This is a genomic window from Knoellia sp. S7-12 (assembly GCF_040518285.1).
Classification (GTDB): Bacteria; Actinomycetota; Actinomycetes; order Actinomycetales; family Dermatophilaceae; genus Knoellia.
The window spans coordinates 994,191-1,007,871 of record NZ_CP155449.1; the positions used below are offsets into that span (position 1 = coordinate 994,191).

Annotated in this window: 10 protein-coding genes; 4 read left to right on the forward strand and 6 right to left on the reverse strand. The window is 68.0% G+C overall.

Translation table 11 applies throughout. From position 1 onward, the window contains the following. Window positions 1-9: 9 nt before the first annotated feature. Together ilvA and V6K52_RS04780 are read right to left on the reverse strand one after the other, a co-directional pair. Complete coding sequence (ilvA, locus tag V6K52_RS04775; RefSeq protein WP_353952753.1) at window positions 10-1,551, reverse strand: threonine ammonia-lyase, biosynthetic; 1,542 nt, start codon at window positions 1,549-1,551, stop codon at window positions 10-12. Between the two features lie 72 nt (window positions 1,552-1,623). Then, window positions 1,624-2,946, reverse strand: a complete 1,323-nt coding sequence (locus V6K52_RS04780; protein WP_353952754.1) for an MFS transporter — start codon at window positions 2,944-2,946, stop codon at window positions 1,624-1,626. A gap of 71 nt (window positions 2,947-3,017) precedes the next feature. Here V6K52_RS04780 and V6K52_RS04785 point away from each other — a divergent pair, with 71 nt between their 5' ends. Further along, a complete protein-coding gene (locus V6K52_RS04785) occupies window positions 3,018-4,016 on the forward strand; it encodes a helix-turn-helix domain-containing protein (protein WP_353952755.1) in 999 nt (332 codons plus the stop codon). Between the two features lie 96 nt (window positions 4,017-4,112). Here V6K52_RS04785 and V6K52_RS04790 read toward each other — a convergent pair whose 3' ends face one another. Further along, window positions 4,113-4,946 (reverse strand): alpha/beta hydrolase, encoded by an 834-nt coding sequence (locus V6K52_RS04790; RefSeq protein WP_353952756.1) that lies wholly within the window; start codon window positions 4,944-4,946, stop codon window positions 4,113-4,115. A 125-nt stretch (window positions 4,947-5,071) separates the two neighbouring features. On the opposite strand from V6K52_RS04790, the gene V6K52_RS04795 reads away from it, so the two are divergent. The 3 genes from V6K52_RS04795 (at window position 5,072) to V6K52_RS04805 (ending at window position 9,622) form a co-directional block, all read left to right on the forward strand. Further along, window positions 5,072-7,792 (forward strand): AAA family ATPase, encoded by a 2,721-nt coding sequence (locus V6K52_RS04795; protein WP_353952757.1) that lies wholly within the window; start codon window positions 5,072-5,074, stop codon window positions 7,790-7,792. A 147-nt stretch (window positions 7,793-7,939) separates the two neighbouring features. Further along, a complete protein-coding gene (locus tag V6K52_RS04800; protein WP_353952758.1) occupies window positions 7,940-8,764 on the forward strand; it encodes an alpha/beta hydrolase in 825 nt (274 codons plus the stop codon). Between the two features lie 15 nt (window positions 8,765-8,779). Further along, entirely contained in the window at window positions 8,780-9,622 is an 843-nt protein-coding gene (locus V6K52_RS04805) for an alpha/beta hydrolase (protein ID WP_353952759.1), read from the forward strand. Window positions 9,623-9,629: 7 nt separating this feature from the next. Here V6K52_RS04805 and rarD read toward each other — a convergent pair whose 3' ends face one another. From rarD to V6K52_RS04820, 3 genes are read right to left on the reverse strand one after another with little or no spacing between them, the layout of a single operon-like run. Then, window positions 9,630-10,574: an EamA family transporter RarD gene (gene rarD / locus V6K52_RS04810; RefSeq protein ID WP_353952760.1), complete on the reverse strand. Its 945-nt coding sequence runs from the start codon at window positions 10,572-10,574 to the stop codon at window positions 9,630-9,632. 19 nt (window positions 10,575-10,593) lie between these two features. Further along, window positions 10,594-11,646, reverse strand: a complete 1,053-nt coding sequence (locus V6K52_RS04815) for a 2-oxoacid:ferredoxin oxidoreductase subunit beta (RefSeq protein WP_353953717.1) — start codon at window positions 11,644-11,646, stop codon at window positions 10,594-10,596. Window positions 11,647-11,681: 35 nt separating this feature from the next. After that, on the reverse strand, window positions 11,682-13,550 hold the full coding sequence (locus V6K52_RS04820; protein ID WP_353952761.1) for a 2-oxoacid:acceptor oxidoreductase subunit alpha: 1,869 nt from the start codon (window positions 13,548-13,550) through the stop codon (window positions 11,682-11,684). Window positions 13,551-13,681 lie beyond the last annotated feature (131 nt).

Sequence of the window (13,681 nt, forward strand, 5' to 3'; positions counted from 1 at the left end):
GGACTCCAGTCAGCGCAGGAGGAAGTAGGACAGGGCCGGGGAGGTGGAGACGTCCTGGCAGGGGTAGCCCAGGTTCGCCACGTGAGCAGCGAAGTCGGGGTCATCGCGCACTCCCTCGAAGGCGCACAGGACCCTGCCGTAGTCCGTCCCATGACTGCGGTAGTGGAACATCGTGATGTTCCAGCGGGTGCCGAGCTCGGTGAGGAAGCGACTGAGGGCACCGGGGTGCTCGGGGAACTCGAAGCTGTAGACCTCCTCGTCGACGCCAGGAGAACGTCCGCCGATCATGTAGCGCACGTGGGTCTTGGCGGTCTCGTCCTCTGAGAGGTCGACGGCCTCGTAGTCCGCAGCCGTGAGGTTGTCGTGGATCTCGCGGCCCTCGGGGGCGCCACCGGAGAGCTGGACGCCGACGAAGATGCGGGCCCGGTCGGTCCCGTCCGCGCGGTAGTTGAACTCCGTGACCGAGCGTCCAGCGAGCACCTCGACGAAGTCGAGAAACGCGCCGGCATGGTCGGGGATCGTCACGCCGAAGAGGGCCTCGCGGTGCTCACCGATCTCTGCGCGCTCCGAGATGTAGCGCAGGGTGTCGAAGGCGACGTTGGCCCCAGAGAGGATGTGTGCCAACCTTTCTCCGTGTATGCCGTGTGCTTCGGTGTACTTCTTGAGTCCAGCAAGTGCCACGGCCCCGGCCGGTTCGGCCACGGCGCGGACGTCCTCGAAGATGTCCTTGACCGCTGCGCAGATCTCGTCGGAGCTGACGGTGATGACGTCGTCGAGGTAGCGCTGACAGAGGTCGAAGGTCCGGTCGCCGATCTGCTTCACGGCCACACCTTCGGCGAAGCGGCTCACTTCGGGAAGTTGCACTGGGTGGCCAGCGGCGAGGGCGGCGCTGAGACAGGCCGCGTCCTCGGGTTCGACCCCGATGACTTTGATGCCGGGCATGAGGTTCTTGATGAGGCCGGCGACACCGGCCGCGAGCCCACCGCCGCCGACGGGGACGAAGATCCTGTCGAGGTGGGCGTCCTGCTGGATGAGCTCGAGTCCGATGGTGCCCTGTCCCGCGATGACGAGCGGGTCATCGAAGGGGGCAACATAGGTGAGCCCGCGAGCGTCGGCCAATCGCAGGGCCTCGGCCTGCGCGACGTCGAACGTGTCACCCAGGAGCACGACCTCGGCGCCGTGACCGCGGACGGCGTTGACCTTGATGGGGGCGGTCGTCGCCGGCATGACGACCACAGCGTTCAGGTCGAGCAGTGCTGCGGACAGCGCGACCCCCTGGGCGTGGTTGCCGGCCGATGCCGTGATGACTCCGCGAGCACGTTCCGCACTGCTGAGGGCGCGCATCCTCGTGTAGGCGCCACGGATCTTGAACGAGTGGATCGGCTGCCGGTCCTCGCGTTTGACCTGAACGACGTTGTCGAGGCGCTCGGACAAGGACTCCATGACCTCGAGAGGGCTGACGACCGCAGCCTCATAGACGGGGGCCCGCAGGACGGCCCGCAGGTGCTCGGACCCATTGGCCGGCGGCAGCGCGAGTTCTTCGGGGGGCATGGGACCAAGCAAACCTTGCCTTCGCCGCGGCGAGCGTTGTGGCCACCAGTCGAGACGGCGTCCCAGCCCTCGTCAGGCGGGAACGGGTGTGCGGCGGCGGGGGATGGCCCACGAGAGCCCCGCCGCGAGGAGGCAGAGTCCGCCGGCGGTGAACCAGGCGAGGGAGTAGGTACCGGTGAAGTCACGCACCGCCCCGGCCCCCGTGGCAGCGATCGCGGCACCGATCTGGTGCGAGGCGAAGACCCACCCGAAGACCACTGGTGCGGAGATGCCGAACCACTCGCGGCACAGGGCCACTGTCGGTGGGACGGTCGCGATCCAGTCGAGTCCGTAGAAGAGGATGAAGAACCACATGGTGGGCTGCACCGTAGGGCCGAGCAGGGAGGGCAACAGCATGAGCGAGAGGCCGCGCAGGGAGTAGTAGCCCACGAGGAGGAGTCGCCCGTCGACCCGGTCGGTGAGCCATCCCGAGAAGATCGTGCCGGCGATGTCGAAGAGCCCGATGAGCGCGAGCAGTGACGCGGCCATCGTCGTGGGCATCCCGTGGTCGTGGGCTGCCGGGACAAAGTGTGTGCCGACAAGACCGTTGGTCGAGGCTCCACAGATCGCGAATCCTCCCGCGAGCAGCCAGAAGGCGCGCGTCTTGGCCGCGTCGCGCAGGGCTGACAGCGCCTGGGTTGCGGCATTGCCCACGGGGTTGGGCGCCGGCAGGCCCGGGTCGTCGGACGTCGCGCCATAGGCCTGCAGGCCGACATCGTGCGGGTGATCGCGGACGAACAACATGACGAGGGGAACCACGGCGAGGGCCACGGCCGCGACGACGAGCGCCGGTGTGCGCCAGCCATATCGGTCAGCCAGGATCGCGATCAGCGGGAGGAAGACCAACTGGCCGGTGGCGCCCGCCGCCGTGAGCACGCCACTGACGAGACCGCGGCGAGCGACGAACCATCGGTTGACGAGGGTCGCCACGAGCGCCATGGACATCGAGCCGGTGCCGATGCCGACGACGACTCCCCACAGCAGGATGAGCTGCCACGGCTGGGTCATGAAGACGGTGAGGCCGCTGCCGAGGGCGACGAGAGTGAGCGCGATGGCGACGACCCGCCGGATCCCGAACCGGTCCATGAGTGCGGCGGCGAACGGTGAGAACAGTCCGAACAGCACGAGGTTGACCGACACCGCGAAGCCGATCGTGGCCCGGCTCCACCCGAACTCCTGATGAAGCGGGTCGATGAGCACGCTTGGCACGGAGCGGAACCCGGCGGCACCGATGAGGGTCACGAATCCGACGATCGCCACGATCCACGCGCGGTGGAGCGGTGGGCGTCGTCGACGCGCCGGGTCGTCGGCAAAGGGCTCGGCGTCGGCGGCATTCACCGCGAGGTCGTCGGTCATGAGAGCGAGCCTGTCAGTCCGGTCGGGCCTCGCCTAGTGGCAGAAATGCCACAATGTGCAAAGATTCAGCCATGCGCACTCCACGCGTCCCCACCCGCCACAAGGTCGTCGTCCTGCTCCTCGAGCCCCTCATCGGCTACGACGCCACGATCCCCGGTGCGGTGCTCGGCTCCGCCGAGGGAGCCGATGGGCGTCCGCTCTACGACGTGCAGATGGCGTCCCTCGATGGTGGTCCGGTCCAGACGCACAACGGGTATGCCGTTGTGCCCCATGGTGATTCGTCCCTCCTTGCGAGCGCGGACACGGTGATCATTCCCGGCACCCAGATCCCCGGACCTCGGTTCGAGGGCACGTTGCCGGAGGAGATCGGTCGAGCACTGGGTCTCATCCGCCCCGGCACCCGGATCGTCTCGATCTGCACTGGCGCCTACGTCCTGGCCGCGGCTGGCCTCCTCGACGGGCGGCCGGCCACCACCCACTGGCAGCACACCGAGCCCTTCGGAAAGCTCTATCCGCAGGTCGATCTCAACGAGGACGTGCTGTTCGTCGATGACGGTGACGTCCTCACCGCCGCCGGGCTCTCCGCCGGCGTCGATCTGTGCCTGCACCTCCTGCGGCGCGACCACGGTGCCGCCGTCGCCAACGACGTTGCCCGCTATTGCGTCGTCCCGCCGTGGCGTGACGGAGGGCAGGCGCAGTTCATCGAGCGGCCCGTGCCGGTGATGGATGACGCCTCCACGTCGAGTACGCGGGCCTGGGCGATGGCACACCTCGCTGCTGACCTCTCTGTCCCCGCCCTCGCCAAGCGAGCACGGATGAGTGAGCGCACTTTTGCCCGACGTTTCCGTGACGAGACCGGCCTGACGCCCGCAGCATGGGTGACCCAGCAGCGGGTGCGCCACGCGCAGCACCTCCTCGAGACCACCGACCTCACGGTGGACGTCATCGCGACGCGCGCCGGGATGGGCACGGGTGCCTCGTTGCGCAAGCACTGTGCGGCCACGCTGGGCGTCTCGCCGCAGGCCTATCGCCGCACCTTCCGCGGCGCCGCCGAGAGCAGGATCGCCTGAGCCGCAGGGACGCGTCGTTCGTCCACATCTCGGCACCCCAGGCGGTCCGCCCTCGAGCCATGATGGCTCGGAGAAGCTGCGCGGGTGACCACCCGATCAGCTGTCGGCGGCTGCTCTGATGAGCTTGAGCACCACAGACGGGTGACTCAGCATCGCGACGTGCGAGCTGTCGATCTCCACGGTCGTGGATCCAGCGCGGGCCGCCATGGCACGCTCGGCCTCCGGCGGGATGATGCGGTCCTGCCGCGCAACGAGGTACCAGCTGGGGATGTCCTCCCAGGCCGCCGCGCCGGAGGGTGTCACCAGGGCCGCTAGGGCTCCGGGTCGCTGGGTCGCAGCCATGACGCGGGTGGTCGACCTGGGCAGGTCCTGTGCGAACAACCGCGGGAAATGGGCCGGATCGATATAGGCGTCGCCGTCGCCTCCGGTCGCGCCCGGGAATGGCCGCACGACGAGATGGTCGATGACGTCGGTGTGGCCGCCCCCGAGCGCGTTCGCCTCCGCAACGCTCTCACCCTCGGCCAGGGCGTATGCCGCGATGTAGACCAGCGCCTTGACGTCGGGGTCACTCTTTGCGGCGTTGGTGATGACGGCGCCGCCGTAGGAGTGGCCGACCAGGACGACGGGTCCGTCGATTGTCGCGAGAAGCTGGCGCAGATACTCAGAGTCCGAGCCGGGACCACGCAGCGGGTTGGAGAACGCAATGACGGGGTAGCCGTCGCTCAGCAGGCTTCCCGCGACTGTGTTCCAGCCGCTGGAGTCGGCGAAGGCTCCGTGGACCAGGACGACGGTGGGCTTGGGCGTCATGGGCTTCTTGAGGGCTGTCGACGCCGGAGCGGCGGCCGCAGCCAGGGTGGTTCCGGCGAGCATGAGGATGCCGACAAGGGCCGCGACGAGCAGTCGGGGTCGGCGTGAACGGTGAATGGTCATGAGGCACTCCTGAGGTTGTGGGTGGGCGCTCAACAGCGTGGGTGCCGGGGCCCTGTGCCGGGACCACGTGAGACGCGTAGTCATGCCTCTGGCGCTGCGACTTGTCACGGCGCTAGCGTCGCGACATGGACAGCTCCCTCGGCCTGCTGGGCCGCGAGGCCGAGGCACGTCAGTTGGCTACGTTGCTTTCGGGCGCGCGCAACGGCCGGGGTGGCTCGCTGTTCCTGCTCGGAGCGCCAGGTATTGGCAAGACGACCTTGCTGGGGTCGGTCGCCCACGCCGGGATGCGTCAGCTGAGGGTGACCGGCTACGAGGCCGAGTCGACGAGCCCTTTCGCGGCGCTCTACCGCCTGATGCTTCCCCTCCAGTCACATGTGGTGTCGTTGTCTGACCGCCATCAGAGTGCCCTGCGGGTGGCCGCCGGCGTCGACCCCGGCCCACCGCCCGACCGCTTCCTCGTGGGGATGGGCGTGCTGGCGCTGGTGGCCGCGGCGGGTGAGACGACGCCGCTGGTGTGCTCGGTCGACGACGCCCACCACCTGGACCCCGAGTCCATGGAAGCGCTGGCGTTTGTGGCTCGCAGGCTCGAAGCCGAATCGGTCGCCCTGGTGTTCGCCGGTCGCGACGAACCTCACCTGATCGAGCGCATCGTCGGCATCCCGGTCCTGCATCTCCAGGGACTGGGTCCTGCGGCCGCGATCAGGCTCCTGCAGTCGGCGTTGCCGGAGCCGATGGACCCCGCAGCAGCCGCCCAGATCGCCATGTCCACAGGGGGGAACCCTCTTGCCCTGGTGGACTTGGCCACCGAGCTCGACGTGCGCAGGCTGACGCACTCGAGCCTGGCTGACGAGCCCATCCCGGTGGGGCGCCATCTCGAGACGTTCTACCTGCGTCGAGTGCGGCAGCTGGCCCCCGAGCTACAGCTGTGGCTGTTGCTGGCGTCGGCTGACTCGACCGGCAGCTTCGACCTCATCCGCTCGGCAGCAGCCACGCTGGAGGTTCCGGATGCAGCAGGCGAGGACGCAGAGCTCGCCGGGTTGGTGGCACTGAGTGCCACGGTGGACTTCCGTCACCCACTGGTGCGGTCGGCGGTGTACAACGCGGCCTCCGGCACGGACCGGCGTCGGGTCCACCGCGCGCTGTCCCTCGCTGCCGGCGGGCATGGCTTGGTCGAGCTGGAGGCATGGCACGCGTCCAAGGCCACGCTCGGTAGCGACCCCAAGGTCGCGGAGCGCCTCGAGAAGGTGGCCGACCTGGCCGGACGGCGCGGGGGGTTGCTCTCTCGCGCGAACGTTCTCGCCCAGGCCTCGGCACTCACACCCGCTGGGGACGTCAAGGCTGCCCGACTGGTGAGCGCGGGAGAGGCGGCCTCGGCCGCAGGTGCCGTGCAGGTGTCGAAGGCGTTGCTCGACGACCTCGACCCATCAACGGTGCCACCGGCAGTCAGGGGCCGACTCATCTCGCTGCAGGCGATGCACGCCGTGTTCACGGGAGACCCGGTCCTGGTGAGGGGAACAGCTCGGATGCTCGAGGCCGCGAGCTGCTTCGACGGGATCGATGCCGACGCCGAGCAGGCTGCCCTCATCAGGGCGTTCGAGTACTGCCTTCCGGCGGAGCGACTGGTCGATGGCGTGGAGCTGGCCGTGCTGGGCAAGCGCCTGAGCGAGGGCGCAGCGCTGCGGCTCGGCGTGAACTCGACCGTGCTCACGGCCCTCGGTGCCCTCATCGAGCTGCCCTATGACGAGGCGGTCCCGCTCATGCGTCGCGCGGTCGACGCCATCAACGCCCTGCCGCAGGCACAGGCCATGACCTACGTCGTGGTCGGTGTCGCTCTCACGACGGCACTGTGGGATGCGGACGGCCGCCGTGAGGTTCTCGAGCGTGCGGCCCAGGGAGCCCGGGACGCGGGAGCCCTGCAGGTGCTCGACACCACTCTGTGGACCATGTCCCTCGCCGAGCTCAAGGGCGGCACGCCCAAGGCGGCCGGTGAGGGTGCCGAGCAGGTGCGAGAGCTCCGCCGCGCCATCGGCTACGACGCTGAGCAAGTCGTGAACCCGGCCTACCTGGCGTGGAACGGTGCGCCGCGGCCCCTGGTGTGGGCGGTCTGCGAAGCTGCGCTGGCGATGGGTTTCGGTGGGGTGCACTCCGCGGGGGTCGCCGCCCTTGCCGTGCGGGACCTGGCCGAAGGCCACTACCGCGACGCCTACACCACGCTCCAGCCCCTCATCGACGAGCCGTTCCTGCACGTGACCCCGCTGGACCTGGCGGACTTCGTCGAGGCCGCGGTGCGGGCCGGCCATCCCGCCGAGGCTATGCCCCACGTCCGACGGCTGGAAGAGATGGCTAGGGCCAACGAGTCGCGGTGGACGCGCGCCATCGCCGAGCGCAGCCGAGCCCTCGTCGACGACGACCCCGAACCCCTCTACCTGAGAGCCATCGCGACCCTCGAGCCCACCGACATCGAGGTCGAACGCGGTCGGTCTCACTTGCTGTACGGAGAGTGGCTCCGGCGGACCAAGCGCCGCCGCGACGCCCGTGATCAGCTGCGGATGGCCGTGGACCTCTTCGAACGGAGCCAGGCCCCAATCTTCGTGCAGCGCGCCCAGAACGAGCTCACGGCGACCGGACTGACCTCCGAGGCGGCCAGCGAGCCTCAGCCACTGGGCCTGACCTCCCAAGAGCTGACGGTCGCGCGACTGGCCGAGTCGGGAAGCACGAACGCCGAGATAGGGGCCACCCTCTTCATCAGCACGAACACGGTGGACTACCACTTGCGCAAGGTCTTCCAAAAGCTCGGCATCTCCTCCCGCCGTCAGCTGAGGGAGAGGTTTCGCGCCGGCGGTTGACCGTTCGGTTGCGTGAGCACGCCCGAGCAGAGACCGACTCCGCTCCAGCCCGACGGCAGACAGCACTGACGACTACGAGCCGCGCGTGGTCCGGCGACATGGGGTGCCAAACCAGACTCGGGAATCCAAGCCCTCGAGGAGGCCCCCATGCCCTACGTCACCGCCGATGACGGCGCCCAGATCTTCTACAAGGACTGGGGAAGCACCGGCACCCCCGTCATCCTTAGCCACGGATGGCCCCTCAACGCCGACGCCTGGGATGCCGCCTCGCGGCATCTGGCCGAGCACGGACACCGCGTCATCGCCCACGACCGTCGCGGACACGGCCGCTCCACACAGACTTGGGACGGCAACGATATGGACACCTACGCCGACGACCTCGCCACCCTCATCGAAACTCTCGACCTGCATGACCTCACGTTGGTCGGACACTCCACCGGCGGCGGCGAAATCGTCCGCTACATCGGGCGGTACGGCAGCGCACGCGTCGCGAAACTCGTGCTCGTGTCTGCCGTTCCACCGCTCATGCTGCGCGCCGACGACAACCGCGAGGGCCTGCCGGTCACCGTCTTCGATGACATTCGAGCCGGAGAGGTGGCCAACCGCTCCCAGCTCTATCGGGACCTCGCCGACGGCCCATTCTTCGGACACAACCGCAACGGTGACGTCGACCAAGGATTTCGTGACGCGTTCTGGTTGCAGGGCATGTCCAGCGGACACCGGGGCGCCTACGAGTGCATCGCAGCATTCTCGGCAACGGACTTCCGCGAAGACCTGGCCAAGGTCAACATTCCCACCCTTGTAATCCACGGCGACGACGACCAGATCGTCCCCATCCACGTAGGGGGCAAGCGCTCTGCCGACCTCATCGCCGGTGCAGTGCTCACCGTGTACGAGGGCAGCAGCCATGCGCTCCCGGACACCGACCGGGACCGTCTCCACACCGACCTGCTCCAGTTCATCAACTCCTGACGAAAGAGAAGACTCATGAACCAGAACGAACGCCCCGACACCGTTGTCCTCGTCCACGGACTCTGGATGACCCCCCGCAGCTGGGAGGATTGGGCCGCGTACTACCGCGCGAAGGGCCTCACCGTCCTCACACCCTCCTACCCGGGCTTCGAGATCGAGGTCGAAGCTCTTCGGGAGAATCCCCAGATCATCGCCGACCTGACCGTTCCGGAGACCCTCGACCACCTCGCAGCTGTGATCGAGAGCGTAGAGGTCCCCCCGATCATCATGGGCCACTCCTTCGGCGGCACGCTGACGCAGCTGCTCCTCGCCCGCGGCCTCGGCTCGGCTGGTGTTGTCATCGATTCCGCCCCCACCGAGGGCGTGCGCGTCAACCCGCTCTCGCAGGCCAAGTCGTTGTTTCCGGCGCTGAAGAACCCGGCCAACCGTCACAAGGCGGTTGGGTTCACCCCGGAGGAGTTTCACTACGCCTTCACCAACACCCTCACCGAGGAAGAGTCCAGGGCCGTGTGGGACCGCTACGCCATTGCGGCACCAGGGCATTGGGTTTGGGAGTACGGACTGTTCGCCAACTTCAAACCCGGTCGTCAGGAGACCTGGGTCGACTACTCCGCCGATCGGGCGCCGCTGCTGTTCATCGGTGGCGAGAAGGACCACATCATGCCTCCCTCGGTCAACAAGTCCAACGCCAAGCACTACGCCAAGTCACCGGCGCTCACCGAGTACTACGAGTTCGCGGGGCGCGACCACTGGACCTGCGGTGCCCCGGGCTGGGAGGCCGTCGCCGACCACGCCCTCGACTGGGCCCTCCAGAAGGCGGGCACCGTCGGCGAGACGGCGTCGGCCTCTGGCTCTTGAGGGCGGGTCAGGGGCAGGGTTCAGGTTCGGCGAGGCGGGCTCGGCGGTTGGTCTGGCCTTGGCGCAGCGAGTCGATCGTCAACAGCAGCAGGGCGATCCACACGATCCCGAAGCCGACCCACAGCGCGCCGGTCACGTGCTCACCAAGCAGCACGACACCGATGAGCAGCTGCAGCATCGGGGTGAGGAACTGGATCAGCCCGATCGTCACCAGCGGGATCCGCCGAGCAGCGGCTGCGAAGAAGAGCAACGGGATCGCCGTGACCACTCCAGCAGCGACCAACAGGGACGTGTGGGCCGCACCCTCCTCCCCGAAGGTCGTGGACCCCTTTGAGGCAAGCCACACGAGCACGCCAACAGCCACCGGGGCCAGCACCAGCGTCTCGACCGTCAGCGAGTGCATCGCATCCAGCGACGCGCCGACCTTCTTCTTGACCAACCCGTAGAAGGCGAACGAGAACGCGAGCGACACGGCGATCCACGGGAACTCGCCACCCGCCACAGTGAGGTAGACCGCGGCGATCGCCCCGACACTCACCGCCGCCCACTGCATCGGCCGCAGCCGCTCGCGCAGCACGAAGACGCCCAGCCCCACGGTGACGATGGGGTTGAGGAAGTAACCGAGGGCAGCGGCATACGTCCGACCGGTGATGACGGCAAGGACATAGACGACCCAGTTGACGGCGATGAGCAGGGCGGCGAGCGACAGCCCGCCGAGCAGCTTCGGTCGCCGCACCACCGTCGACACCCACGCGAAGTCCCTTCGGACTACGAGCACGACGACGCAGAACAGCATCGTCCACAGGATCCGGTGCGCGAGGATCTCGAAAGCACCCGAGGGTTCGAGCGCGTGGAAGTACAGGGGGAAGAGTCCCCAGATGCCGTAGGCGAGAAATGCGAAGATCGTCCCGCGCTTCAGTTCCCCGGCATCACCCGCGAGGGGCGGACTCATCCCTGGGTCACACGAGCACTCACGCGACGGTCCACGTGTCGCGACCGCGGAGCAGGGAGCCCAAGTCGTCGTCGGTCGCCGGGCCACCCGCCGTGTCGATCGCGGCCTCCACCTGTGCGCGCACACCGTCGTCATAGGTCGGACGCGACACCGACCGGAAGATGCCCATCGGCACGTGCGTCATCTCGGGGGAGTCGAGCCGCGACAGTGCGAATGCCTGGCTCGGGTCCTCAGCGCCCGCGTCGTGCACGACCACGTCGGCGCCGACAGCGTCAGCGGCAGACACGAACTCAAGGCGACCACCCGGCATACGCACCAACGTTTTTCGGTCGTCCTCGGGACCCACGCCCACCGGCTCGCCGTCGAGGAGGTGCACGAGACGCGCCTCCTGCTGGGTGCGGTCCTTGATGAGGTCGAACGCGCCGTCGTTGAAGATCGGGCAGTTCTGATAGATCTCGACGAGCGAGGTGCCACGGTGCTCCGCAGCCGCCCGCAGGATCCCGGTGAGGTGCTTGCGGTCGGTGTCGGTCGTGCGCGCCACGAAGGTCGCCTCCGCACCGAGCGCCAACGACACCGGGTTGAAGGGCTGGTCGACCGACCCGAGCGGGGAGGACTTCGTCACCTGGCCGACGCGCGACGTGGGGGAGTACTGGCCCTTGGTCAGCCCATAGATCTCGTTGTTGAACAACAGGATCGTCATGTTGACGTTGCGGCGCAACGCGTGGATGAGGTGGTTGCCACCGATCGACAGCGCGTCGCCGTCGCCCGTCACGACCCACACGTTCTGGTCCGGCCGCGACGTCGCGAGCCCGGTGGCGATCGACGGCGCGCGACCGTGGATCGAGTGCATGCCATAGGTGTCGAGGTAGTAGGGGAAGCGCGAGCTGCACCCGATGCCGGAGACGAACGTGATGTTCTCGCGCTTGAGCCCGAGCTCGGGCAGGAACGACTGGACCGCCGCCAGGATCGCGTAGTCACCGCAACCCGGGCACCAGCGCACCTCCTGGTCGGACGTGAACTCGCGCTTGGTCTGCTTCGGTGAATCAACAGCAAGCAGGGGTATGCCGGTCAGCCCGCTCGGGCGTGAGGCTGCATGATTCGTGGTGGTCACTTGACCTCCTCCAGGTGGGTGAGGATGACGTCGGCGAGGTCCACCGTGGAGAACGGCAGGCCGCGCACTGACGTGTGGGGGCGGACGTCGACGAGGAACTCGGCCCGCAACAGCATCGACAGCTGGCCGAGGTTCATCTCGGGGACGACGACGCGGTCGTAGGACCGGAGCACCTCGCCAAGGTTGGCGGGGAACGGGTTGAGGTTGCGCAGGTGTGCCGACGCGACCGAGTGTCCGGCGTTGCGAACAGCCCTGACAGCAGCGGCGATCGGGCCCTGGGTCGAGCCCCAACCGAGAACGAGCAGTCGGGCATCATCCGAAGGATCCTCGACGACGACATCGGGGATGCCCGCGATGCCGGCGATCTTGGCGGCGCGCAGGCGGGTCATCTTGTCGTGGTTGTCGGGGTCATAGGAGATGTTGCCGGTGATGTCGGCCTTCTCGATGCCGCCGATGCGGTGCTCGAGACCGGGCGTGCCGGGGACGGCCCACGGGCGGGCGAGGGTCTCGGGGTCGCGCAGGAACGGGTGGAAGACCGGCTCGCCCTTGTCGTCGATGCCGTTGGGCGCGGACGCGAACTCGACCTGGAGGTCGGGCAGGTCAGCAACCTCCGGGACGGACCACGGCTCGGAGCCGTTGGCGAGGTAGCCGTCACTGAGCAGGAAGACAGGCGTTCGGTATGCCGTGGCGATCCGGACTGCTTCGAAGGCTGCGTCGAAGCAGTCGGCCGGGGTTGACGGCGCGATGATCGGGACCGGCGACTCACCGTTGCGGCCGAACATCGCCTGGAGCAGGTCGGACTGCTCGGTCTTGGTCGGCAGGCCGGTCGAGGGTCCGCCTCGCTGGACGTCGACGATGATCAGCGGCAGCTCGAGCGAGACGGCGAGGCCGATCATCTCCGACTTCAGCGCGACGCCCGGACCAGAGGTCGTCGTCACGCCGATCGCCCCACCGAAGCTCGCACCGAGCGCGATGCCGATGCCGGCGATCTCGTCCTCTGCCTGCATGGTCGTGACGTTGTGGCGTTTGAGCGACGACAGGGCGTGCAGGATGTCGGAGGCCGGAGTGATCGGGTAGGAGCCCAGCACGAGCGGCAGCTTCGCCTGGTGTGCCGCGGCGACGAGGCCGTGCGCGAGTGCGGTGTTGCCGGTGATGTTGCGGTAGGTGCCCGGGGGCATCACGGCCGGTGCGATGACATAGCTCGACGCGAAGTCCTCGGTCGTCTCGCCGTAGTTCCAGCCAGCCTTGAGCGCGGTGAGGTTGGCCTCGAGGATCTCGGGGTGCGCACCGAACTTCTTCTTGAGGAACGCTTCGGTGCCGGTCGTGGGGCGGGTGTACATCCACGAGAGGAGGCCGAGCGCGAACATGTTCTTGGCGCGCTCCTTCTCCTTGCGCGTCAGACCCTCGAACTTCGCGAGCGCGTCCACGGTGATGCTCGTGAGCGGCACGGCGTGGACGTGGAATGACTCGAGCGAGCCGTCGTCCATCGGGTTCTCGGCGTAGCCGACCTTGGCCAGCGCGCGCTTGGAGAACTCGTCGGTGTTGATGATGATCGTCGCGCCACGCGGCACGTCGCCGAGGTTGGCCATCAGCGCAGCCGGGTTCATGGCGACGAGGACGTCAGGGGCATCGCCGGGGGTGAGGACCTCGTGGTCCGCGAAGTGGAGCTGGAAGCTCGACACCCCGGGCAGCGTCCCCTGGGGTGCGCGGATCTCGGCAGGGAAGTTGGGCAGCGTCGAGAGGTCGTTGCCCATCGCGGCCGTCTCGGAGGTGAATCGGTCTCCGGTGAGCTGCATACCGTCGCCGGAGTCGCCAGCGAAACGGATGACCACACGATCGAGCTTTTGAACGGTCTTGCTGGACATGAACACCTGACTCGAGAGCTGTCAGCCGGGGCTCTTTTCTCGTGACCCGACGGGTACCCCCATCGTACGACCGAGGTAAGGCAAGGCTATGGAGGTGTCCAACAAGGATCACATCCCTCCCGCCAAGGGGG